21 protein-coding genes and 3 tRNA genes are annotated in these 23247 nt (G+C 58.6%); 14 read left to right on the top strand and 10 right to left on the bottom strand.

Annotated features, from left to right (window positions below):
- Positions 1-133: 133 nt before the first annotated feature.
- The 10 genes from ybgC (at position 134) to OJ965_RS15530 (ending at position 6330) form a co-directional block, all read left to right on the top strand.
- The gene (gene ybgC, locus OJ965_RS15575; protein WP_009091398.1) at positions 134-538 is read left to right on the top strand and encodes a tol-pal system-associated acyl-CoA thioesterase; all 405 of its coding nucleotides are present in this window, start codon (positions 134-136) and stop codon (positions 536-538) included.
- Positions 535-1221 carry a Tol-Pal system protein TolQ gene (gene tolQ, locus OJ965_RS15570; RefSeq protein ID WP_009091396.1) on the top strand — a complete coding sequence of 229 codons (687 nt, stop codon included), beginning with the start codon at positions 535-537 and terminating at the stop codon, positions 1219-1221. Before ybgC ends, tolQ begins: the two co-directional genes overlap by 4 nt.
- A 13-nt stretch (positions 1222-1234) precedes the next feature.
- A complete protein-coding gene (tolR, locus tag OJ965_RS15565) occupies positions 1235-1663 on the top strand; it encodes a colicin uptake protein TolR (protein ID WP_009091394.1) in 429 nt (142 codons plus the stop codon).
- 27 nt (positions 1664-1690) lie between these two features.
- A complete protein-coding gene (tolA, locus tag OJ965_RS15560) occupies positions 1691-3031 on the top strand; it encodes a cell envelope integrity protein TolA (protein ID WP_009091391.1) in 1341 nt (446 codons plus the stop codon).
- A 115-nt stretch (positions 3032-3146) separates the two neighbouring features.
- The gene (tolB, locus tag OJ965_RS15555) at positions 3147-4442 is read left to right on the top strand and encodes a Tol-Pal system beta propeller repeat protein TolB (RefSeq protein ID WP_046101431.1); all 1296 of its coding nucleotides are present in this window, start codon (positions 3147-3149) and stop codon (positions 4440-4442) included.
- A gap of 51 nt (positions 4443-4493) precedes the next feature.
- On the top strand, positions 4494-5021 hold the full coding sequence (gene pal / locus OJ965_RS15550) for a peptidoglycan-associated lipoprotein Pal (protein WP_009091388.1): 528 nt from the start codon (positions 4494-4496) through the stop codon (positions 5019-5021).
- 9 nt (positions 5022-5030) lie between these two features.
- Entirely contained in the window at positions 5031-5825 is a 795-nt protein-coding gene (gene cpoB / locus OJ965_RS15545) for a cell division protein CpoB (protein ID WP_009091386.1), read from the top strand.
- 164 nt (positions 5826-5989) lie between these two features.
- Positions 5990-6065: transfer RNA gene (locus OJ965_RS15540), tRNA-Lys, on the top strand.
- Positions 6066-6132: 67 nt separating this feature from the next.
- Positions 6133-6208: transfer RNA gene (locus tag OJ965_RS15535), tRNA-Lys, on the top strand.
- Between the two features lie 46 nt (positions 6209-6254).
- Positions 6255-6330: transfer RNA gene (locus tag OJ965_RS15530), tRNA-Lys, on the top strand.
- Between the two features lie 139 nt (positions 6331-6469).
- Here the strand turns inward: OJ965_RS15530 and OJ965_RS15525 are convergent.
- Complete coding sequence (locus OJ965_RS15525) at positions 6470-7945, bottom strand: AlkA N-terminal domain-containing protein (RefSeq protein ID WP_265136875.1); 1476 nt, start codon at positions 7943-7945, stop codon at positions 6470-6472.
- Positions 7946-8103: 158 nt separating this feature from the next.
- On the opposite strand from OJ965_RS15525, the gene OJ965_RS15520 reads away from it, so the two are divergent.
- The 3 genes from OJ965_RS15520 (at position 8104) to pnuC (ending at position 10597) form a co-directional block, all read left to right on the top strand.
- A complete protein-coding gene (locus OJ965_RS15520) occupies positions 8104-8649 on the top strand; it encodes a methylated-DNA--[protein]-cysteine S-methyltransferase (protein ID WP_140028230.1) in 546 nt (181 codons plus the stop codon).
- A 127-nt stretch (positions 8650-8776) separates the two neighbouring features.
- Positions 8777-9838, top strand: coding sequence for a quinolinate synthase NadA (gene nadA, locus OJ965_RS15515; RefSeq protein ID WP_009091379.1), 1062 nt, complete (start codon positions 8777-8779; stop codon positions 9836-9838).
- Between the two features lie 24 nt (positions 9839-9862).
- Positions 9863-10597, top strand: coding sequence for a nicotinamide riboside transporter PnuC (gene pnuC / locus OJ965_RS15510; protein ID WP_111207725.1), 735 nt, complete (start codon positions 9863-9865; stop codon positions 10595-10597).
- 45 nt (positions 10598-10642) lie between these two features.
- Here the strand turns inward: pnuC and zitB are convergent, their stop codons facing one another.
- From zitB to OJ965_RS15490, 4 genes are all read right to left on the bottom strand, one after another.
- Entirely contained in the window at positions 10643-11626 is a 984-nt protein-coding gene (gene zitB / locus OJ965_RS15505; protein WP_111207724.1) for a CDF family zinc transporter ZitB, read from the bottom strand.
- Positions 11604-14681, bottom strand: a complete 3078-nt coding sequence (locus OJ965_RS15500) for a hybrid sensor histidine kinase/response regulator (protein ID WP_265139280.1) — start codon at positions 14679-14681, stop codon at positions 11604-11606. The genes zitB and OJ965_RS15500 overlap by 23 nt, the downstream gene beginning before the upstream one ends.
- Positions 14663-15244, bottom strand: a complete 582-nt coding sequence (locus tag OJ965_RS15495; protein WP_009091372.1) for a response regulator transcription factor — start codon at positions 15242-15244, stop codon at positions 14663-14665. Before OJ965_RS15495 ends, OJ965_RS15500 begins: the two co-directional genes overlap by 19 nt.
- Before the next feature lie 99 nt (positions 15245-15343).
- Entirely contained in the window at positions 15344-15706 is a 363-nt protein-coding gene (locus OJ965_RS15490; protein WP_033736370.1) for a YbgS-like family protein, read from the bottom strand.
- A gap of 287 nt (positions 15707-15993) precedes the next feature.
- Here OJ965_RS15490 and aroG point away from each other — a divergent pair, with 287 nt between their 5' ends.
- A complete protein-coding gene (aroG, locus tag OJ965_RS15485) occupies positions 15994-17046 on the top strand; it encodes a 3-deoxy-7-phosphoheptulonate synthase AroG (protein WP_009091369.1) in 1053 nt (350 codons plus the stop codon).
- A gap of 351 nt (positions 17047-17397) precedes the next feature.
- Here aroG and gpmA read toward each other — a convergent pair whose 3' ends face one another.
- The 5 genes from gpmA to modF all read right to left on the bottom strand — a co-directional run bounded on the left by gpmA (position 17398) and on the right by modF (position 23228).
- Positions 17398-18150 carry a 2,3-diphosphoglycerate-dependent phosphoglycerate mutase gene (gpmA, locus tag OJ965_RS15480; protein WP_265136850.1) on the bottom strand — a complete coding sequence of 251 codons (753 nt, stop codon included), beginning with the start codon at positions 18148-18150 and terminating at the stop codon, positions 17398-17400.
- 151 nt (positions 18151-18301) lie between these two features.
- Positions 18302-19336 (bottom strand): galactose-1-epimerase, encoded by a 1035-nt coding sequence (galM, locus tag OJ965_RS15475; protein WP_150029427.1) that lies wholly within the window; start codon positions 19334-19336, stop codon positions 18302-18304.
- A complete protein-coding gene (gene galK / locus OJ965_RS15470) occupies positions 19330-20478 on the bottom strand; it encodes a galactokinase (protein WP_058958449.1) in 1149 nt (382 codons plus the stop codon). Before galK ends, galM begins: the two co-directional genes overlap by 7 nt.
- Positions 20475-21521, bottom strand: a complete 1047-nt coding sequence (gene galT, locus OJ965_RS15465) for a galactose-1-phosphate uridylyltransferase (protein ID WP_009091362.1) — start codon at positions 21519-21521, stop codon at positions 20475-20477. The genes galK and galT overlap by 4 nt, the downstream gene beginning before the upstream one ends.
- A gap of 234 nt (positions 21522-21755) precedes the next feature.
- Positions 21756-23228 (bottom strand): molybdate ABC transporter ATP-binding protein ModF, encoded by a 1473-nt coding sequence (gene modF, locus OJ965_RS15460; protein ID WP_154927957.1) that lies wholly within the window; start codon positions 23226-23228, stop codon positions 21756-21758.
- Positions 23229-23247: the final 19 nt, after the last annotated feature.

The raw sequence follows: 23247 nt of genomic DNA, 5'->3' as shown, positions 1-23247 counted from the left end.
GTCAATAAATCTCCCTGAAATCGTTCCGTTTGTTACGGAGCGATAATTATTTTCGCCTGGCTCTGGCGACCCATTCCCAACCCCAATTCTCTTGCGTATAGTAGCATCGTTTAAAACGAGGCCGGGATGTAGAGTGAGTACAACGCTGTTTCGCTGGCCGGTTCGGGTCTACTACGAAGACACTGATGCCGGTGGTGTGGTTTATCACGCCAGCTATATCGCTTTTTATGAACGAGCACGTACCGAGATGTTGCGACAGCACCATTTCAATCAGCAGACGCTGTTAGAGCAGCAGGTCGCTTTTGTGGTACGACGTATGACGGTGGACTACCTGTCGGCGGCGCGTCTTGATGACCTTCTGGAGATCCAGAGTGAAGTGACATCAATGACACGGGCCACGATGACGTTCACGCAGCGTATCGTGAATACTGAAGGCAAAGTGCTCAATGAGGCAGAAGTCCTGATTGCCTGCATTAACCCACATCTGATGAAGCCGATTGCGCTTCCCAAGTCTATTGTCGCGGAGTTCAAGCAGTGACTGACATGAACATTCTTGATTTGTTCCTGAAGGCGAGCCTTCTGGTCAAACTTATCATGTTGATTTTGATCGGCTTTTCTATTGCCTCCTGGGCCATCATTATTCAGCGCACACGTATTCTGAATGCGGCCGGAAGAGAAGCGGAGGCGTTTGAAGACAAGTTCTGGTCGGGTATCGAACTTTCGCGTCTCTACCAGGAGAGTCAGGAGCGTCGGGACGAACTGGCTGGTTCTGAGCAGATTTTCTACGCCGGCTTTAAAGAGTTTGCCCGTCTGCATCGCGCCAATAATCATGCGCCGGAAGCGGTCATTGATGGCGCCAGCCGTGCGATGCGCATCTCGCTGAACCGCGAGCTGGAAACGCTGGAAAACCACATTCCTTTCCTCGGCACCGTCGGTTCCATCAGCCCCTACATCGGGCTGTTCGGCACCGTCTGGGGGATCATGCACGCCTTTATCGCGCTGGGCGCGGTGAAGCAGGCGACGCTGCAGATGGTGGCGCCAGGTATTGCTGAAGCACTGATTGCGACCGCGATCGGTCTGTTTGCCGCGATTCCGGCGGTGATGGCGTACAACCGCCTGAACCAGCGCGTCAACAAACTGGAGCAGGGCTACGACAACTTCATGGAAGAGTTCACGGCCATCCTGCATCGCCAGGCTTTCTCCAGCGATAACGCTAAGTAAACAGAGGTTAATGATGGCCAGAGTACGTGGTCGCAAACACCGCGACCTGAAGTCGGAAATCAACATCGTTCCGCTGCTGGACGTCCTGCTGGTGCTGTTGCTGATCTTCATGGCAACCGCACCCATTATTACCCAGAGCGTGGAAGTGGATCTGCCGGATGCGACCGACTCCAAAACCGTTTCCAGCGACGACAATCCGCCGGTGATTGTTGAGGTGGCGGGCGTGGGTCAGTACAGCCTGGTGGTGGATCACGATCGCATGGATCAGCTTCCGCCCGAGCAGGTGATCAGCGAAGCGCAGCGTCGACTGGAAGCGAATCCTAAGACGGTCTTTTTGATCGGGGGCGCGAAAGAGGTGCCTTACGATGAAATTATTAAAGCGCTCAACCTGCTGCACCAGGCGGGTGTTAAATCTGTCGGTTTGATGACGCAGCCGATTTAAAATCGAACCGTTTTTTGGGAACCGAGTGTGTCGAAGGCAACCGAGCAAAACGAGAAGTTAAAGCGCGCGATAATCATTTCGGTGATTCTGCATATCGTGCTGATCGCGCTGCTGGTATGGAGCTCGTTTAATGAGCATGTTGACCCCAGCAGTGCGGGTGGCGGCGGCAGTGATATCGATGCGGTGATGGTCGATCCCGGCGCCGTCGTCAGCCAGTATAACCGTCAGCAGAACCAGCAGAGCGACAGCCAGCGTGCTGAGCAGCAGCGTAAAAAGCAGGCGCAGCAGCAGGCTGAAGAGCTGCAGGAGAAGCAGGCCGCCGAACAGCAGCGTCTGAAAGCGCTGGAAAAAGAGCGCTTAGCTGCGCAGGAAGCGGCAAAAGAAGAGGCTAAACAGCAGGCTGAGCAGCAGAAAGCGGCCGAACAGGCCGCTAAACAGGCGGCTGAGCAGCAGAAAACCGCTGAAGCGGCAGCCGCAAAAGCGAAGGCTGAAGCTAAAGCACAGGCGGATGCCCAGGCGAAAGCCGCGGCTGAGCAGGCGAAACAGGCTGCTGCCGAAGCAAAGAAGCAGGCTGATCAGCAGGCGAAAGCCGCTGCGGCGGCGGCGGCAAAAGAGAAAGCCGTCGCCGAAGCGAAGGCAAAGTCTGACGCGGAGGCCAAAGCGGCAGCGGAAGCTAAAGTGAAAGCGGCCGCCGAGGCCAAAGCGAAAGCGGCTGAAGAGGCGAAAGAGAAAGCCGCAGAAGCCAAAGAAAAAGCCGCAGAGGCAGCGAAAGAGAAAGCAGCGGAAGCCGCAAAAGCCAAAGCGGAAGCCGCGAAAGAGGCGGCGAAAGAAGCGGCGAAAGAGAAAGCGGAAGCCGCGGCCAAAGCGAAAGCCGATGCGGCAGCGAAAGCCAAAGCGGACGCGGCTGCCAAAGCGAAAGCCGATGCCGCCGCGAAGGCCAAAGCCGACGCGAAAGCGAAAGCCGCCGCCGATGCGGCTAACGACAGCGATGTCGATGATCTGCTGGGTGGACTGGCTTCTGGTAAAAATGCACCGAAAAGCGGGGCCGCTGGCGGCGGCGCAGCAGGGCAGGGAAACCAGAAGAAAGCGGGTGCGTCAGGCGCGGAAATCAACTCCTACATGGGGCAGGTGGTCAGTGCGATTCAAAGCCGCTTCTATGATGCCGATCTGTATCGCGGAAAAACCTGTGATTTGCGGATTAAACTTGCGCCGGATGGCCTGTTGATTGATGTTAAGTCAGAAGGTGGGGACCCCGCGCTCTGTCAGGCCGCGATTACCGCCGCCCGACAGGCACGTATTCCGAAGCCGCCTTCCCAGGCGGTCTACGAAGTGTTTAAGAACGCCCCTATGCGTTTTAAACCGCAATAATGCAGTAACGGGCGGCAAGTTGATCTATGTTTAGCTTGCCGTACTTAAGTTCTACTCGTGGTTTCCAGGAACAGTGCCAATTATCGTGGACTGAGGTTCAGATAAGGGAGATAAAATGAAGCAAGCTCTTCGCGTTACGTTAGGCTTTTTTATCCTGCTGTGGGCAGCCATGCTGCATGCAGAAGTTCGAATTGAGATTACCCAGGGCGTCAACACTGCTCGCCCGATTGGCGTTGTGCCATTTAAGTGGACGGGTGCAGGTGCCGCGCCGGAAGATATCGGCGGCATCGTGGCCGCTGACCTGCGCAACAGTGGCAAATTTAATCCGCTGGATCGCTCACGTCTGCCTCAGCAGCCTGGCAGCGCACAGGAAGTTCAGCCTGCGGCCTGGAGCGCCCTGGGCATCGACGCGGTTGTGGTCGGTCAGGTCGCCGCTAACCCGGATGGCAGCTATCAGGTTTCTTATCAGCTGGTCGATACCGGTGGTGCACCGGGAACCGTGCTGGCGCAGAACACCTATAAAGTCACCAAACAGTGGCTGCGTTATGCCGGTCACACCGCCAGTGATGAAACCTTCGAGAAGCTGACCGGCATCAAGGGCGCTTTCCGTACCCGTATCGCCTATGTCGTGCAGACCAACGGCGGCCAGTTCCCGTATGAGCTGCGCGTAGCGGATTACGATGGTTACAACCAGTTTGTGGTTCATCGTTCACCACAGCCTCTGATGTCGCCAGCCTGGTCTCCGGATGGCAGCAAAGTGGCTTACGTGACCTTTGAAAGCGGCAAGTCTGCGCTGGTGGTTCAGACGCTGTCGAACGGGGCTATCCGTCAGGTCGCCTCGTACCCGCGCCACAACGGTGCTCCGGCGTTCTCACCGGATGGCTCTAAGCTGGCTTTCGCACTCTCTAAAACCGGCAGCCTGAACCTCTATGTGATGGATCTGGCTTCAGGTCAGACGCGTCAGGTCACCGATGGCCGTTATAACAGTACAGAACCAACCTGGTTCCCGGACAGTCAGACGCTGGCTTATACCTCGGATCAGGCGGGTGCACCTCAGATTTATAAAGTAGGCATTAATGGCGGCGCGCCACAACGTATTACCTGGGAAGGCGGTCAGAACCAGGATGCGGATGTCGCAACCGATGGCAAATCCATGGTGATGATCAGCACCAGCGGTGGATCACAGCACGTCGCCAAACAGGATCTGGAAACGGGAGCCGTTCAAACGTTAACGGACACGTTCCTGGATGAAACGCCGAGCCTGGCACCAAACGGCACAATGGTAATCTATAGCTCTACTCAGGGGATGGGTTCCGTGCTGCAGTTGGTTTCAACCGACGGCCGTTTCAAAGCGCGTCTTCCGGCAACCGATGGACAGGTCAAATTTCCTGCCTGGTCGCCGTATCTGTAATGTCTGATCGATCAGACATCGCAAACAATAAACAATAATGGGATTTTTGAAATGCAACTGAACAAAATGCTGAAGGGTTTGATGCTGGCTCTGCCGGTTCTGGCAGTAGCGGCTTGTAGCTCACACAAAAACAACAACAATGACCAGACTGGCATGGGCGCTGATGGCGCTTACGGTGCAAACTCTGGCATGAACGGCAACGGCGGCAACATGTCTTCTGACGAGCAGGCGCGTCTGCAGATGCAGCAGCTGCAGCAGAACAACATCGTGTACTTCGGTCTGGACAAGTATGACGTTCAGTCTGATTACGCACAGATGCTGGATCAGCACGCTTCCTTCCTGCGCAGCAACCCATCCTACAAAGTGACCATCGAAGGTCACGCGGATGAGCGCGGTACGCCGGAATACAACATCGCCCTGGGCGAACGTCGTGCTAACGCGGTTAAAATGTACCTGCAGGGCAAAGGCGTGTCAGCTGATCAGATGTCTATCGTTTCTTACGGTAAAGAGAAGCCAGCCGTTCTGGGTCATGACGAAGCAGCGTATGCTAAAAACCGTCGTGCCGTACTGGTCTACTAAGAGAATCACATGGTTAGTAACTTCAGACGTCATCTGTTGAGTCTGTCGTTACTGATTGGCGTAGCGGCCCCCTGGGCCGCTAATGCCCAAGCGTCAATCAGTAGCGTTGGCTCCGGCTCGGTCGAAGACCGTGTCACCACTCTCGAACGAATCTCTAATGCCCAGGCGCAGCTGATGCAGCAATTGCAGCAGCAGATGAGCGACAATCAGCGTGATATCGACGCGCTGCGTGGGCAAATCCAGCAAAATACGTATCAGTTGAATCAGGTGGTTGAGCGCCAGAAGCAGCTCTACCAGCAGATCGACAGCCTGAGCAGCGCCAGCAGCAGCGGCGGCCAGCAGGCGGCGGGCGGCGATGCCGCAGCCGATACCGGTGCAGCAGCCAGCACAGGCGCAGCGGCATCAACGGAGAGCGCACCTGCGCAGACCGGTGACGCCAACAGCGATTACAATGCGGCTGTGGCGCTGATTCTGGAAAAGAAACAGTATGATCAGGCGATCAGTGCGCTTCAGGCGTGGGTAAAGCGTTACCCCGATTCGACCTATCAGCCCAACGCCAATTACTGGCTGGGGCAGCTGAACTACAACAAAGGCAAAAAGGACGACGCGGCTTATTATTACGCCACGGTGGTGAAAAACTATCCGAAGTCGCCGAAAGCCGCAGAGGCGTTGCTGAAGGTGGGTGTGATCATGCAGGAGAAGAAAGACACGGCGAAAGCCAAAGCGGTCTTCCAGCAGGTGATCAAACTTTATCCTGATAGCGAATCTGCAAAACAGGCGCAAAAACGTCTGTCAGGTCTGTAATCGGTACGGTTCAGGCCAGATATCGTGTGATTTCTGGTCTTGCCGTATGAAAGGTAAGCAACTGAAGCATTTAGTAGAAATAAGAGTTGCGCTACCCCGCTAAATCAGTAATATATGCCGCCGTTGCCGGGACACAATGCAAAGTGTCTGGCAAGCCTGAAGATGGGTCGTTAGCTCAGTTGGTAGAGCAGTTGACTTTTAATCAATTGGTCGCAGGTTCGAATCCTGCACGACCCACCATCTTCTCTCAGTCGCGCATCAGTGCGACGCGCGAAGAAGAGTTCAGGATTGCTTCACAACCTAAGATGGGTCGTTAGCTCAGTTGGTAGAGCAGTTGACTTTTAATCAATTGGTCGCAGGTTCGAATCCTGCACGACCCACCATCTTACTTCAGCCGCCTGGCGTGCTGAACGGTTGTAAGCCCCCAGCGGGTCGTTAGCTCAGTTGGTAGAGCAGTTGACTTTTAATCAATTGGTCGCAGGTTCGAATCCTGCACGACCCACCAATTAAGAAAGAAGCGCCCTCAGGGCGCTTTTTTCGTTTTCAGGGCACGGACTTTACGGTGCGGGACGCTTTCCTTCTCTGACCGCGCTACTGGCGCGGGCTGCTTCTGCATGATGAGGAGAGCAGGCCTGAATCCGCCGTTACGCCTTTTTCTTCGCTTTCGCCACTGCCAGGCTCTCCCAGATATGCATCACCGCATAGCTGCGCCAGGGACGCCAGGATTGCGAGCGTGCCTCTGCTTCCCTGGATGACATGCCGCCCAGGTTATTCCGGATGGCGATATCCTCTTTGGGAAAGGCATCCGGCCAGCGCAGGGCACGCATCGCGATGTAGTGGGCGGTCCAGGGACCGATGCCAGGCAGGCTGATCAGCTTTTTGATCACCTCGTCAGGCGGCTGAGCGGCACTGAGGCGCAGATCCCCGCTGGCGCAGGCTTCAGCGAAGGCGATGATGGCGCGTGAGCGCGCGGCGCTGACAATGCCCATCGGCGCAACCTCGTCGACCGTCAGGCCCGCGATACGTGCTGGCGGCACGGCGTAGCGGGTCAGGTCGGCAAACGGCGTTTCACAGGGCTCGCCAAAGGCGGCGGCAAAGCGGCTGCTGACGGTGGTGGCGGCTTTGACCGTCACCTGCTGACCGATGATCGCGCGCACGCCCAGCTCGAAGGCGTCAAAGGCACCCGGAACACGCAGGCCCGGGTGGGCGATCAGGCTGGGTGCCAGCAGCGGATCCTGTGACAGACAGGCGGCGATACGCTGCGGCTGAGCATTAAGATCGAACAGATCGCGCAGGCGGCGCAGCAGCAGAGGCAGAACCGGCGTCAGCGAGGTGGAGAGCGTCACCTGCAGCGCATTCTTCTGCGGCAGATGCGCGACACTGACCCAGCCCCGATAGCGGCCCATCGCCACCGTGCGTCGCCAGGTGCCATCCTCCACCGCTTCGACCTCTTTCATCAGGTGAGTCTGTAAAAACCAGAGCATCGCTGCCCAGTCGTAGGGCGGGCGATAGGCGAGCCGCAGCGTCACGCGGTCACCGGGCTGCGTCCGCCCGTCACCCGCCTCGTTCCGGCGCAGGGCGCCTGGCGTCATGCGATAGCGCGCCTGAAACACATCATTAAAGCGGCGCAGGCTGCCAAAGCCGCTGGCGTAGGCGATCTCCGTAATCGGCAGTTGCGTCTCCGTCAGCAGCTGCTTCGCCAGCAGCATCCGTCGCGTCTGCCTCAGCTCAAGCGGTGAGACCCCCAGCTCCTGCTGCACGATACGCCGCAGCTGACGCAGGCTTAAACCGAACTCAGTGGCTATCGCCTCCAGCCCTTCGCGCTCCTCCAGCATTCCCTCTTCGATGCGCTGAATCAGCCGTTCCGCCACGCGGTGCGGCTGATCCACCGGCGCATTGCCCGGTGCCAGTTCAGGCCGGCAGCGCAGGCAGGGACGAAAGCGCGCTTTTTCGGCGGCTTCGGCGCTGCTGAAAAAGAGGCAGTTCTTCTGCATCGGCGCTTTGACCGGGCAGATCGGACGACAATAGATACCGGTTGAGGTCACCCCAACAAAGAATACGCCGTCAAAACGGGTATCACGGGAGGTCAGCGCCTGATAGGCAATGTCGGGATTAAGCATGGTATTTCTCCGGTAAATATGCGGAGCCTACACCGGTGATTCCCGGCAGACTGGCTGTTTTCGGACAACACATCAGTTTATCGCCATGACCGAAAACAGCCAGTCAGGCTGAGGAAAAGTGCGATAATACGTGTCGAAACCGTGACGGGAGAATCACCATGTATTACTTCAAATTGACTGTTACCCCGGTGGGCGAACTGAAACTGGTGGCCAGCGAGCGCGGCCTGGCGGGTATTTTGTGGGAGAACGACGATCCTCATCGCACCCGCTTTTTACCGCAGACGCGCGATGACGACCATCCCATTCTGGTCGAAACGGCACGTCAGCTCGGCGAGTACTTTGCCGGTGCGCGACGCGGCTTTGAACTGCCGCTCGATTTTGCCGGCACTGACTTTCAGAAAAAAGTCTGGCAGGCACTGGTGGCGATTCCGTTTGGTGAAACACGCAGCTACAGCCAGATTGCCCGCGAGATCGGGCATCCGCTGGCGGTGCGTGCGGTCGGCGCGGCCAACGGTCGCAATCCACTTTCGATTGTCGCGCCGTGTCACCGGGTGATAGGGGCCAACGGCAAGCTGACCGGGTTTGCCGGCGGGCTGACGGTTAAAGCGTTTCTGCTGGCGCTGGAAACGTCACAGCCCCTGCCGCAGCCGGGCGAACAAGGCGCACAGGGTCGGGCTGGCGGTGCGGTCATGCAGGCCGATTAAAAAATCACACGACACAGTCGGGCTTTTCCGCTATCGTGTTTAGCATATAAAACACGACGGCGTATTCAACGCCATATTTCGCCTGTTATGGCGATTTTCGTTAATTAGATAAAACGAGAGCTGTGTCATGAGTGTGATGTTCGATCCTGAAAGCACCGTTTACCCCTTTCCCCCTAAACCCGCCCGCCTGAGTGATGACGAGAAGGCGTTTTATCGTGAGAAAATCAAAACCCTGCTGAAGGCGCGAAATGCCGTGATGGTCGCGCACTACTACACCGACCCGGAAATTCAGGCGCTGGCCGAAGAGACCGGCGGCTGTATCTCCGACTCACTGGAGATGGCCCGTTTCGGCAGCAACCATCCGGCGACCACGCTGCTGGTGGCGGGCGTACGCTTTATGGGGGAGACCGCCAAAATCCTCAGTCCTGAGAAAACCGTCCTGATGCCGACACTGCAGGCGGAGTGCTCGCTGGATCTGGGCTGTCCGATTGAGGAGTTTAACGCCTTCTGCGACGCCCATCCCGATCGCACCGTGGTGGTCTACGCCAACACCTCGGCGGCGGTAAAAGCGCGCGCTGACTGGGTCGTCACCTCCAGCATTGCGGTTGAGCTGATTGAGCACCTCGACAGCCTGGGCGAGAAAATTATCTGGGCACCGGATCGTCACCTCGGCCGCTACGTCACCCAGAAATCGGGCGCCGATGTGCTGTGCTGGCAGGGCGCCTGCATTGTCCATGATGAGTTCAAGACTCAGGCGCTGCAGCGCATGAAAGCGCTCTATCCCGATGCGGCGGTGCTGGTTCATCCCGAGTCGCCGCAGGCGATTGTGGATCTGGCCGACGCGGTGGGTTCGACCAGCCAGCTGATTCAGGCCGCCAAATCCCTGCCGCATCCGCAGATGATTGTGGCGACCGATCGCGGCATCTTCTACAAAATGCAGCAGGCGGTGCCGGACAAAGAGCTGCTGGAAGCGCCGACAGCCGGGGAGGGCGCAACCTGCCGCAGCTGCGCGCACTGTCCGTGGATGGCGATGAACGGTCTCAAAGCCATCGCAGACGCGCTGGAGACGGGCGGCGCGGAACATGAGATTCAGGTGGACGAGACGCTTCGAGAGGCGGCGTTACTGCCCCTGAATCGCATGCTATCCTTTGCAGCGGAACTTAAACTCAACGTGAAGGGAAACGCCTAGCCGTTTTCCTGACAGGTGCTCTGCATGGACTTTTTCAGCACGCATAATATTCTGGTTCACATTCCTCTGGGTGCAGGCGGCTACGATCTCTCATGGATTGAGGCTATCGGCACCCTGGCGGGCTTACTCTGCATCTGGTTTGCCAGCCTGGAAAAAATCATCAACTACCCCTTTGGCCTGATTAACGTCACGCTGTTTGCGGTGATTTTCTTTCAGATTCAGCTCTACGCCAGCCTGCTGCTGCAGCTCTTCTTTTTTGCCGCCAATATTTACGGCTGGTACGCCTGGAGCCGGCAGACCAGCGATCATCAGGCGGCGCTGAAGATTCGCTGGCTGCCGCTGCCGAAAGCGATCGCCTGGGCGGTGAGCTGCGTCGTCGCGATTGCGCTGATGACGCTCTACATTGACCCGGTGTTTGCCATGCTGACCCGTGCGGCGGTGACGCTGATGAACGCGATTGGCCTGTCGGTGGCGATGCCGGTATTGCAGCCGGATGCCTTCCCGTTCTGGGACGCCTGCATGATGGTGCTGTCGATTGCGGCGATGATCCTGATGACGCGCAAATATGTTGAGAACTGGCTGCTGTGGGTGATCATTAACGTCATCAGCGTCATGATTTTTGCCCGTCAGGGGGTCTATGCGATGTCGCTGGAGTATATGATTCTGACCCTGATTGCGCTTAATGGCTCACGCATGTGGATCCGCAGTGCCCGGGAGCAGGGGTCACGCGCACTGTCGGCGCAGCAGACAGGCCAGTAAGGGGCGGTCACAGCGCGCGGTAACCAGGTTACCGCGCGCGGTCGTTTAGTGAGCGTGCTCGTCGCCTCTGGCGTGAGTATGGTCGTGGGAGTGGGAATGGCTGTGACCGTGACCGGCCTCAGCCGCGCCGCTGAAGCTCAGCTCACACTCAGCACCGGCACAGGGCTGATACTCCATCTGCACGGTCGCATGGTCAATCTGATAGTGCTGGCGCAGATAGTCATGAATGCGGTGCAGCAGCGCATCGTGGTCATAGGGTGGGATCACCTGCACATGCAGCGTCAGCAGCGGCTTTTCACCCACCTGCCACAGATGCACATGGTGAACATTGCGCACTTCAGCGATGTTCAGGGTGAGGTCCCGCATCAGCCGGTTCACATCCAGGGAGTGGGGTGCCCCTTCAAGTAACTCCTGCAGGCTCTCACGCAGCAGCGCCCAGGCACTGCGCAGCACCAGCAGTGACACCAGCAGCGACAGAATCGGGTCGATCGGCGTCCAGCCGGTCAGCATAATGATGGCTGCTGCCACAATCGCCCCCACCGAACCGAGCAGGTCACCCATGACGTGCAGTGCCGCTGCCCGCACGTTGAGGTTCTTCTCTTCGCTGCCGTGGTGCAGCAGCCAGAATGAGAGCAGGTTGGCCAGCAGGCCGCCAATCGCGATGCCCAGCATCAGGCCGCCGGTCACCGGCTGCGGATCGCTGAAGCGACGCACCGCCTCCCAGACGATCAGCGCGGTAATACCTAGCAGGGCGATGGCATTGACAAAGGCCGCTACGGTGGTCAGGCGCAGCAGGCCAAAGGTATGACGCGCATTAGGTTTACGGCGCGAGAAGTGAACCGCCAGCAGCGCCATCAGCAGGGCGGCGGCATCGGTGAGCATATGTCCGGCATCCGCCAGCAGCGCCAGTGAACCTGAAAGCCAGCCGCCAATCACCTCGGCAACCATGAAGAGGACGGTCACGCCAAAGGCGGCCGCCAGACGCGTGCGATTACTATCCTGCCCGCTATGAGTGTGGGTATGTGCCATAAGATTCCAGTTTTTTCAGTAACCTGTTTGCTAATAATATCAGTAATTGCCACGTCTCAGACGTGTCCTGATGCTGTTTTGCCTGCTCTGCGAGTTGCTGACTCAGCTGTGCACCCTGCTCCAGCCCCACCAGCAACCAGCTGCCTTTCATCCGGTGTGCCGCGTCGGCAAACTGGTTCCAGTCCGCGCGTGCGCGCGCCTCACGCATCACGGCCAGATCCTGGGTCACCGTGCTGTGCAGCGTCTGACTCAGCCGGCTGAGAAATTTTTCATTCTGCTGTGCCAGCTGCCACAGGTTCTCATCCAGCGGTGCCAGCGGGTCGGGCTGCCACTCCGCCAGCAGTGCGCGGAGATCGGCCAGCTGCACCGGTTTAATCAGAACCCGCTCCTGCGCCTCAGCCGGTCGTGACAGCAGCTGGGCGTCTGCGGAGCAGAGCACCCGCATCGCCTGCCGTCCCCGCTGCCGGTCACGGCGTCGCAGCAGTCGCAGCAGCAGCGTGCCGTCAGGATGCGGCATCATCTGGTCGATAAACAGCAGGTCAAAAGGCTGCTGCGCATCGGCCCTGAGCAGCGCACGTCCCTCTTCGAAGATCTCAGCCTGAATGGCAAAGCGCGCCAGCTGCTGCTGCATCACCAGCAGATTGGCCGGATGGTCATCGACAATCGCCACCCGCAGATGGGGAAAGCCGGGCAGGCCAGACTCATCGGTGCTGCTGACCGGCTCCGCGATCTGCAAAGGCAGGGTCACCGTGACTTGCGTTCCCTGGCCGGGCTGCGAGGTGAGCCGGATATCGCCCCCCATCCGCAGCACCATCTCGCGGCAGATAAACAGGCCCAGACCGCTGCCCTGCACCGACACGGTTTTGCCCGACGGCGCCTGATACCAGGGATCAAACAGCTTCGGCTGCTCCTCAGGTGGAATACCGCTGCCGCTGTCAGTGACCGTCAGCACCAGCTGCTGCTGCTCTGCCGCCAGGGTGAGGCGGATGGTGCCGTGACGGGTAAATTTCAGCGCATTGGTCATCAGGTTATTGACCACCTGCTGCAGGCGATCGGCATCGATCATCACCGTGTCAGGCAGCGGCGTCTGTGCCGCGACGATCAGACGCGGGCCGTCCGCCCGCATTAACGGATGATAAAAATGCTGCTGCTGTTCGAGCCACTGCGCCAGCGCCAGCGGGCGGGGCGCCAGGGTAAAACTGTTACTCTCGATACGTGCGTGATCCTGCAGGTCATTCAGCAGGGTCAACAGGGAGTGTGCGCTGCTGTGCAGCAGGGTCAGGTTCTGGCTGTTGTGCTGCTGCTTCTCCAGCTCCAGCAGGCCGAGGATCGCCTGCATCGGCGTACGCAGCTCATGGCTGACGGTAGCCAGAAACTGGCTTTTCATGGCGTTGGCCCGCTCCGCCTGTTCGCGCTGCTGACGCTCGCGGCGCTGCTGCCAGTAACGGCGCGCCAGCAGCAGGAGCAGCAGCACAATGGCGGCCCCGGCTACCGCCAGCACCATCATCGGCAGCGTTCGCATCACCATCACGCTGCCGGGCTGCGGCGGTGTTGACCAGCTGTCGCGCATTTTGCCCTGGGTATCCGCCGGGATCTGCTGCAGCGCCCGATCCAGCAGGCTGCGCAGCAGGGGCTGATCGGGCGTGACACCCAGCGCGATCGGCCAGGCGATGTCGCTGGCGGCAAAGGCGAGGTGGATACGCGCGTCATCACGGCTGGCGATGCGCCAGCGGGCGGAGAGCACATTATCGACCAGCGCATCAATCTGCCCCTTTGCCAGCGCATCATAGAGGCTGTTCCGGTCGGCAAACGGCACGGGATGCAGATCCTCCGGCAGCAGGCGCAGCGCCAGGTCATCCTGCAATACGCCGATCCGCCTGCCGCGCAGATCCTGCCAGTGCGACAGCGGGGCAGAGTGAATGCTGTAGATCCCCCACAGCGCCCGCCACACCGGCAGTGAGGTGATCTGCATCGCATCGCCATTAAGGGGCTGCATCAGTTGCAGCATCGCCTGCTGCTGCTGAATCAGCGCACTGGCCTGATGGGGATTGCTGACCCACACGGGTTCAAACTGCAGGCCCGTGCTCTGGGCGACCGCTTTCAGTAAATCCACGCCATAGCCTCTGGCGGTGCCGCTGGCGTCGCGATAGCTCCAGGGATAGTTGTCGGGCTCGGCGGTGTAGGTAATGCGAGGGTGGTCGGCAATCCACGCGCGTTCAGCGGGGCTGAGCATCAGGGTCTGCGTATCCTGATAGCGCGGCAGCGTGCTGCTCCAGCGCGCCTGCAGGCTGTTCATCAGTTCCGCTGGTAACTGACGCAGGCTCTGATTTATCCACTCAATCAGCGCGGGATCGCGGGAGAGCGCACGCAGGTTAAGCTGTCCCGCCTCAATATGTGAGGCGATCTGATAAATCTGCCCCTGCTGCAGCTGACTCAGCAGAAAACCGGCGCTGGTCTCGTCCGCCACCACATAGTCGTTCTGCTGATTGAGCAGGGTATAGAGCGCCTGCAGATCGCTGCTGTAGCGTCGCCAGTGGTGACGGGCCGCCAGGGCGGGTGGCAGCTGCGCCAGGGTGCTGTCGCTGATCGCAAGCTGCGCATTCTGGCTGTTGAACATCACGGCACGCTGGTTCTGCTGATTGCGATAGACCCGCAGCGGACTGCTGAACCAGCTTTCACTGCTCAGCGTGCCCTGAGGCAGCGGGGTGTTCCACATGCCCAGCGCAAAATCGATCTCTCCGCGGTTCAGGGCCTGCATCAGTTGCGGCGCGTCGCTGTAGAGGCGCAGGGTAAACTGCGCCCCGGTCAGCTGTCGCAGCGCAGCAAGATAGTCGGCATTGATGCCATACAGATCGTTGCCGATCCGCATCGTCCAGGGCGCGTGGTTCTCTTCCAGCAGTCCGACGCGCAGGCTCTTTCCCTGCATGGTTTCAGCATGCGTGACCGGCAGCATCATAGGCAGATTCAGGCTGCTGACCGGGCGCACCTCAGCCAGCGCGCTGCTGCACAGCCACAGCAGAATCAGCAGCGCATATCTCACTGCTGCGCCTTCCAGAGGTCAGCCAGTTCAACCACAGAGCGGGCACCGGTTTTTTCCAGAATGTTCTTTTTATGGGTGCTGACCGTTTTGTTGCTGATGTGCAGCTGGGCGGCGATCTGCAGGTTAGAGAGGCCGCTGGCGAGCAGCGCCAGAATCTGACGCTCTTTGTGCGTCAGCGGCAGCTCAGGCTCCTCTTCGGTTTCCGGAAACGCGGTCTGTCCGCCGAGCACGGCCAGAATGGCGCTGAGCAGCTGCGTCATGCGCTGGCTTTTCACCACATAACCGGACGCCCCTAATGCCTGAGCGCGCCGGATATAGTGACGGGTCTGCTGGGCCGAATAGATCAGCACCGGACAGTCGGGACGATGGATTTTCAGGCGGCGCAGGATCTCCAGCCCGTCGCTCTCCGGCAGCCCGATATCAAGCACGATAATGTCCAGCGGCTGCTGAAGAAAAGGACGGGCGGCGTGTTCACTGCTGGCAGAGAGGAGCTGAACCGGAATGGGCGACTGGCTGAGCGCGGCTTCAAGTGCCACTTCCACCAGCGGATGATCGTCAATCAAGAGCAAAACGGCCATGAACGGTTTCCCTGTAAATTTCACAGGATGAGCATAGCGGAAGAGTGGGGCAGAGGGGAGAAAAACCCGGAGAACGGATGCTCTCCGGGTCAGACAGAATTACTGGGTCGTGCCGTCGGTTTTAGTATTAACGTCACCGCCGCCCACTTTCGTTTCAACTTTTTTGTTGATGTTCGGACATTTGCCATCTTTACACTGGCTGTTCTGGTCAATTTCGTTAGCAGACATATTTCCGCTGCTGGTGGTGCTGCCAGAAGTGGCCGGATTAGTATTGGTGCCGGTGTTATTAATTTTGCTGTTATCGACATTATTCGGTGGCAGGTTCTCTTTTGCGCCGGGTGCGACCGCACCTGCACTGGCTGCCTGGTTAGCTGTGCCGTTGTTGCTGCCTTCCGCCAGCGCCGCGCCACTGCCTAATGTCATTGCTGCTGTCAAAAAGAGTAAGGCAAACTTTTTCATCATTATACTCCCGTTAATAAATGAAGACGTTTTAAGCCCAGAGGTGAAATTGGGGATAAAAAAGTCCCAGACGAAATAAAATTCGCCAGTTGGCTTAAACAGGGTGATTTAATCATGTAAGCGGGACGTTCCTCAGTGCTTACCATTAAAAAGTCTAGTCGCTAACCTGATTAATGCAAATATGACCCGCACATTTAACCCGCAGCGGGAATTTACACCCCTGGCGCTTCGGGCTACATTGGGCAGGTTGTGTCCGGCGGGCGCCGGGCCAGAAATAATATGGAATCAGTATGAATTACCAGAACGATGACTTACGCATCAAAGAGATTAAAGAGCTGTTACCCCCGGTTGCGCTGCTCGAAAAATTCCCGGCGACCGATCGTGCTGCACAGACCGTTTCCCAGGCGCGTCAGGCGATTCATCAGATCCTGCAGGGCAAGGATGACCGCCTGCTGGTGGTGATTGGTCCGTGCTCAATCCACGATCCTGAGGCCGCCAAAGAGTATGCCGGCCGTCTGCTGGCGCTGCGGGATGAGCTGAAAGGCGAACTGGAAGTGGTCATGCGGGTCTATTTTGAAAAGCCGCGCACTACCGTGGGCTGGAAAGGGCTGATCAACGACCCCTACATGGATAACAGCTTCCAGCTCAATGATGGTCTGCGTCTGGCGCGTAAACTGCTGCTGGAGATCAATGACAGCGGTTTACCGGCGGCGGGCGAGTTTCTGGATATGATCACCCCGCAATATGTGGCGGATTTGATGAGCTGGGGCGCGATTGGCGCACGCACCACCGAATCCCAGGTGCACCGTGAGCTGGCCTCCGGTCTCTCCTGTCCGGTCGGTTTCAAAAACGGCACCGATGGCACCATCAAGGTGGCCATCGATGCCATCAACGCTGCTGGTTCGCCGCACTGCTTCCTGTCAGTGACCAAATATGGCCACTCCGCGATTGTCGAAACCAGCGGCAATGGCGACTGTCACATTATTCTGCGCGGCGGCAAAGAGCCGAACTACAGTGCGAAGCATGTGGCTGAGGTCAAAGAGGGCCTGGCAAAAGCGGGTCTGCCACAGCAGGTCATGATCGATTTCAGCCATGCCAACAGCAGCAAGCAGTTCCAGCGTCAGATGGTCGTGGCGGACGATGTCGCGCAGCAGATCATCAACGGTGAACAGGCGATTGTCGGCGTGATGATCGAGAGTCATCTGGTAGAGGGCAATCAGAGCCTGGAGAGCGGTGAGCCGCTGGTCTATGGCAAGAGTGTCACTGATGCCTGCATCGGCTGGGATGATACCGACAAGGTGCTGCGTCAGCTGGCGGCAGCGGTTAAACAGCGCCGCGGTTGAGTGCTGGCGATCTGGTGTGACAACTGGCCGGATCTGTCTGAATGCGCGGTGGAGAGTGAGCCTGCTGAGGGAACACAGTCAGATCGGAAAGACGCAACAACCGCCATCCATGGCACGCTCTCCCCGCGCCATCCCTGGCGCGGGACGCTTTCCTCTTCTGACCATGTTCCCTGCAGATTGGGCTGATTTATTGCTGCCATACTCAGACGGCTTTGACGATGTGATTCGTCCGGGACGAACGGACATTCAGGCTTTTACTCTGACAGTTAAAGATGACACACAGCATTGCCGGACGCAGCCCAATAAAAAAGGCCAGACTTCTGTCTGGCCTTTTTGCCTCTCAGCGAAAAATTACTTCGCTTTACCCTGATTCGCAACGGCTGCGGCTTTCGCGGCAATCTCGTCCTGGTCGCCCAGGTAGTAGCGTTTCAGCGGTTTGAAGTTTTCATCGAACTCATACACCAGCGGCACGCCGGTTGGGATGTTCAGTTCGAGGATCTCATCTTCGCTCAGGTTATCCAGATATTTAACCAGTGCGCGCAGTGAGTTGCCGTGTGCGGCAATGATCACTTTCTCACCGCTTTTAATGCGCGGCAGAATGGTGTCGTTCCAGTAAGGGATCACGCGGTCGATGGTCAGTGCCAGACTTTCAGTGGTCGGCAGTTGCTCCGGGGTCAGTTTCGCGTAACGCGGGTCATGGCCAGGGAAGCGCTCATCAGCACGATCCAGCTCAGGTGGGGTAATGGCAAAACCGCGACGCCACTGCTTAACCTGCTCATCGCCATATTTGGCCGCAGTTTCCGCTTTATCCAGGCCCTGCAGCGCACCGTAGTGACGCTCGTTCAGACGCCAGGTTTTCTCGACCGGCAGCCAGGCCTGATCCAGCTCATCCAGCACATTCCACAGCGTGTGAATCGCGCGCTTCAGTACAGAGGTGTAAGCGAAATCGAAAACAAAGCCCTCTTTTTTCAGCAGCTGACCCGCTGATTTGGCTTCGCCACGACCTTTCTCAGAAAGGTCAACATCATACCAACCGGTAAAGCGGTTTTCGTTGTTCCACTGGCTTTCGCCGTGTCGCACCAGAACCAGCTTAGTTACAGCCATAGCTTAACTCCTTAATACTGTGATGTTTCTGTGAGATTGGAAACCTGCTGCTGCCCGCCTGACACGCGAGCGGATTGCGCCATACCATAGCGGAAAAGCGGGCAGCGCGTAAGCCTGTGTGTGACGCACTGCGCGTTTTTCAGCCAGAAGATCAGCGTGGCGTGAAGCGATAGCGCGTCACCGATTCCCAGCGATCTCCCGGTTGCAGCCAGCAATCGGGCTGAGGCCACTCAGCATGATTGGGCGAATCCGGTAAAAATTCACTCTCCAGCGCAATGCCCTGAAATGCAGTATAGCTCTCCTGCTCGCGGGCACGGGTACCGGCCAGATAGTTGGCAGAGTAGAACTGCAGGGCCGGAGCGGAGGTGGTGACGCTGAGCTGCAGTCTGCCATCTTCTGACCAGAGTTCTGCGGCAGGCTGGCTGTCATCGCCTGCGCTGTTGAGCAGAAACGCGTGGTCATACCCCTTCACCGCCCGCTGGTCGTCCTCTGTCAGGAAATCCTGCGCGACCGTTTTCGCCTGCCGGAAATCAAAGCTGGTGCCGGCCACGGCTTTCAGCGGCGCATTGGGAATCCCTTCGCTGTCGACCGGCAGATAGTGATCTGCGTGCAGTTGTAAGCGATGCTGGCGGGCGTCGCCATGATGCGCATCAAGGTTAAAGTAAGCGTGGTTGGTCAGGTTGACCGGACAGGGCTGGTCGCAGCGTGCTTCATAGCGGATGCTCAGGCAGTTCTGATCGTCCAGATGATAGTGCAGGTCGGCAATCAGGTTACCGGGATAGCCCTGATCGCCATCCGGCGAATCCAGGCGGTAGTGCACGTCGCTGTCTGACTGGCTGACAATCTGCCAGCGACGTTTATCAAACCCTTCCGGACCGCCATGCAGCTGATGCGCGCCCTGGTTCGGCACCAGCTGACGGTTGAGTGTGGTCAGTTTTGCACCGGCGATGCGGTTAGCGTAACGGCCCACCGTGGCACCGAGATAAGCATCCTGGTGCAGATAGTCAGAGGGGGTGGCGCAGCCAAGCAGCGCTTCACGCACCGTGCCATCCTGCATCGGCACGCGGGCGGAGAGCCAGGTTGCGCCCCAGTCCATAAAGGTCGCCAGCATGCCGTTGGCATTGCGCAGCACCGTGATGCGCCACGGCTGACCGTCGGGCGCGTGAGAGTTGACGTCATTCAGCATTGACCGGCTCCTTCAGAGGCTTTGCAGACGTAGAAGGTCTCTTTGATGCCGGTCTGCGCTTCATACTGCTCCGCAACGGCGGCTTTCACCTGATCCACCCGATCCAGCGGCATCAGCGCAACGATACAGCCGCCGAAGCCGCCGCCGGTCATGCGAACGCCCCCGTGCTCACCGATTTGCGCTTTTACGATCTCCACCAGCGTGTCAATCGGCGGCACGGTGATCTCAAAATCGTCACGCATGGAGGCGTGCGACTCGGCCATCAGCTGACCCATACGGGAGAGGTCGCCCCGGCTCAGCGCATCGGCGGCTTCGAGCGTGCGGGCATTCTCGGTCAGAACGTGACGCACCCGCTTAGCCACCTGCGGGTCCAGCTTCGCCTCTGCCGCTTCAAACTCTGCCAGCTCGACATCACGCAGCGCTTTTTTGTTGAAGAAGCGCGCGCCCGCTTCACACTGCTCGCGACGGGTATTGTATTCGCTGCCGACCAGGGTGCGGCGGAAGTTGGAGTTGATGATCACCACGGCGATATCTGCCGGCATCGACACCGGACGGGTGCCCAGCGTGCGGCAGTCGAGCAGCATGGCGTGATCTTTCTGGCCCAGCGCGGAGATCAGCTGGTCCATGATGCCGCAGTTGCAGCCAACGAACTGGTTTTCTGCTTCCTGACCGTTAACCGCAATCGCCGCGCCATCCAGCGGCAGGTTATAGAGCTGCTGCACCACGGTGCCGACCGCCACTTCCAGCGAGGCAGAGGAGCTGAGGCCCGCGCCCTGCGGAACGTTGCCGCTGATCACCATGTCGATGCCACCGAAATCGGCATGACGCCGTTGCAGATGTTTCACTACGCCGCGCACATAGTTCGCCCACATCGGCTCCTGCACGCTGACGATCTCTTCATCGAGCGAAAAGGTGTCCTGGGCATTCTCATAATCCGCCGCGACCACGCGAATCTGGCGATCGTCACGGCGGGCGCAGGCGATCACCGTCTGGTAGTCAATGGCACAGGGCAGCACAAAGCCGTCGTTATAGTCGGTGTGCTCACCAATCAGGTTGACGCGACCCGGTGCCTGAATGGTATGGGTGGCGGCGTAACCGAAGGTGTCTGAGAAAAGCTGCTGCGTGATGGTTTTTAAGCTCATTGTTGTGCCTCACGGAAGTGAACGTCGCTGACAGAACGCAGACGTTCCGCCGCCTGTTCCGCCGTTAAATCGCGTTGGGTTTCGGCCAGCATTTCATAGCCGACCATAAATTTGCGTACCGTTGCTGAACGCAGCAGCGGTGGATAGAAGTGGGCATGCAGCTGCCAGTGATCGTTGGCTTCGCCGTTAAACGGTGCGCCATGCCAGCCCATAGAGTAGGGGAAGGAGCACTGGAACAGGTTATCGTAGCGGCTGGTGAGCTGTTTCAGCGCCAGCGCCAGATCGGTGCGCTGTGCTGCGCTGAGATCGGTCAGACGTCTGACGTGCGCTTTCGGCAGCAGCAGGGTTTCAAACGGCCAGGCGGCCCACCAGGGCACCACGGCCAGCCAGTGTTCGGTTTCCACGACGGTACGGCTGCCATCCTGCTGTTCACGCGCCAGGTAATCGACCAGCATCGGTGAACCCTTCTTCGCGAAGTAGTCGCGCTGGTGGTCATCTTCACGCTGCGCTTCATTCGGCAGGAAGCTGTTGGCCCAGACCTGACCATGGGGATGCGGGTTGGAGCAGCCCATCGCCGCGCCCTTGTTCTCAAACACCTGCACCCAGGGATAGTGCTGACCCAGCTCAGCGGTCTGCTCCTGCCAGGTGCGCACCACCTCTTCCAGCGCGCTCAGCGACATCTCCGGCAGGGTTTTGCTGTGATCGGGCGAAAAACAGATAACCCGGCTGGTGCCGCGTGCGCTTTCACAGCGCATCAGCAGATCGTCACTCTCAGGCGCGTCGGGGGTGTCGGTCATCAGCGCGGCAAAGTCATTGGTAAAGACGTAAGTGCCGGTATAGTCCGGGTTTTTGTCGCCGGTGATGCGTGTGTTTCCGGCACAGAGGAAGCAGTCCGGATCATGGGACGGCAGCGTGTTAACCGCCGGGGTCTCCTGCGCGCCCTGCCACGGCCGTTTGGCCCGATGAGGAGAGACTAAAATCCATTGATCAATCAGTGGATTGTAACGGCGATGCGGATGATCGACCGGGTTGAATTTGTCCATGTGAGGTCCTGGTAAGCGTCAAAAGCCAAAGAGGCATCGGTAAAAATTAGCACATCAGCGCGCCCGAAAGCGTGATCAAGTCTGGATAAATGGTATCGTTTACACAAGCTGAAAATTCTTATTTGGTGGCATTGTGTGCGGTGCAGGAGGGTGAAAGGTGAGAAGGAATGGTAACGCTTACACTGGAGGGCTGTAAAACGCCGCTGTCGCGGCGTCAGGGCTGAGGAGAGAACGTTAGCGCAGGGTCTCCTGCTGATAGCGATAGCCATCGTCCTGAGGGACAAAACTCAGGCGATGCGTGATGCAGGCCGGCGCATCTTCGGCGTGATGCGAAACAAACAGCAGCTGGGTACGTCCTTCGCCAATCAGGACATCGACAAAGCGCCGCACCAGCTGACGGTTAATCGGATCGAGTCCCTGCAGAGGCTCATCCAGAATCAGCAGCGTCGGGTGTTTAACCAGCGCGCGTGCGATCAGTACCAGCCGCTGCTGTCCCCACGACAGTGAGTGGAAGGGGGCATCAGCCAGACGGTTGTCCATGCCGAGCAGAGCCAGCCACTGCTGGGCCAGCGCTTTCTGCCGGTCAGACGCCGCCTGATAGAGACCAATAGAGTCGAAGAAGCCCGACAGGATCACCGTGCGCACATTGGTGCTGACGCGATAATCCAGGTGCAGGCTGCTGCTGACATAGCCGATATGCTGCCGGATGTCCCAGAGGGTTTCGCCACTGCCACGGCGACGGCCAAACAGGGTCAGGTCATTGCTGTAGCCCTGGGGATGATCGCCGGTCACCATACTGAGCAGGGTCGATTTACCGGCACCGTTCGGACCGGTGATCTGCCAGTGTTCGCCTGGGTTGACCTGCCAGTTCAGCCCGCTGATGATGGGCCGATCATGGTAAGAGACGGTGCCGTTGCGCAGAATGACGCGCGGCGCATCATCGGCCAGGGCGGGCAGGGCATCCGGCACATCCGCCTCCGGCAGCGCCATACCCAGCAGCTGTTCACTGTGCGCCAGCTGTGCCACCAGCGCTTCCGTCAGAATCGTCTGGCGCGCGCCGCTGTGGGTCAGATTACACTCCGCCAGCACGCCCACCTGCCCGATAAAATCGGGAATATCATCAAAGCGATTGAGCACCAGCACCAGGGTGAAATCGGGCTGCTGCAGGCTGCGCAGGGTGTCGGTCAGGCTGGCGCGCGACGCCACATCCAGCCCGTCAAACGGCTCATCCAGAATCAGCAGGTCAGGCTGGCTCATCAGCGCCTGGCAGAGCAGCGTCTTGCGGGTTTCACCGGTAGAAAGATATTTAAAGCGACGTGAGAGGAGGGGTTCAATGCCAAACTGGCGGGCAAGCTGCTCGCACCGTCCGGGGTGCTGCCCCTCCATCTGGATGACATCGGCCACCGTGAGCCCGGTATCCTCTTCGCCTTCGCTGAGCATATCGGTATTGTTGCGTTCCCACTCCTGTGCCACCAGAGACTGCAACTGCTCCAGCGACAGCCTGACCGGTCGTCTGAACGTGCTGCTGACCGAACCGGAGAGCGGCGGCAGCTCCCCGGAGAGCGCACGCGCCAGAGAGGATTTGCCGCTGCCGTTGGCGCCGACAAACGCCCAGCTCTCGCCGCGTTGCAGTTCTACCTGATTCAGGCGCAGTAACCGGGTATCGCTAAGACGAAACGTGCCTTGCGAAATATGCAATGAAGCCATAATATGTTCCGTTTTTTGC

Origin of the sequence: Pantoea anthophila, from assembly GCF_026104315.1 — a bacterium.
GTDB classification, from domain to species: Bacteria; Pseudomonadota; Gammaproteobacteria; order Enterobacterales; family Enterobacteriaceae; genus Pantoea; species Pantoea anthophila.
This window is presented reverse-complemented; position numbering and strand designations above follow the sequence as displayed.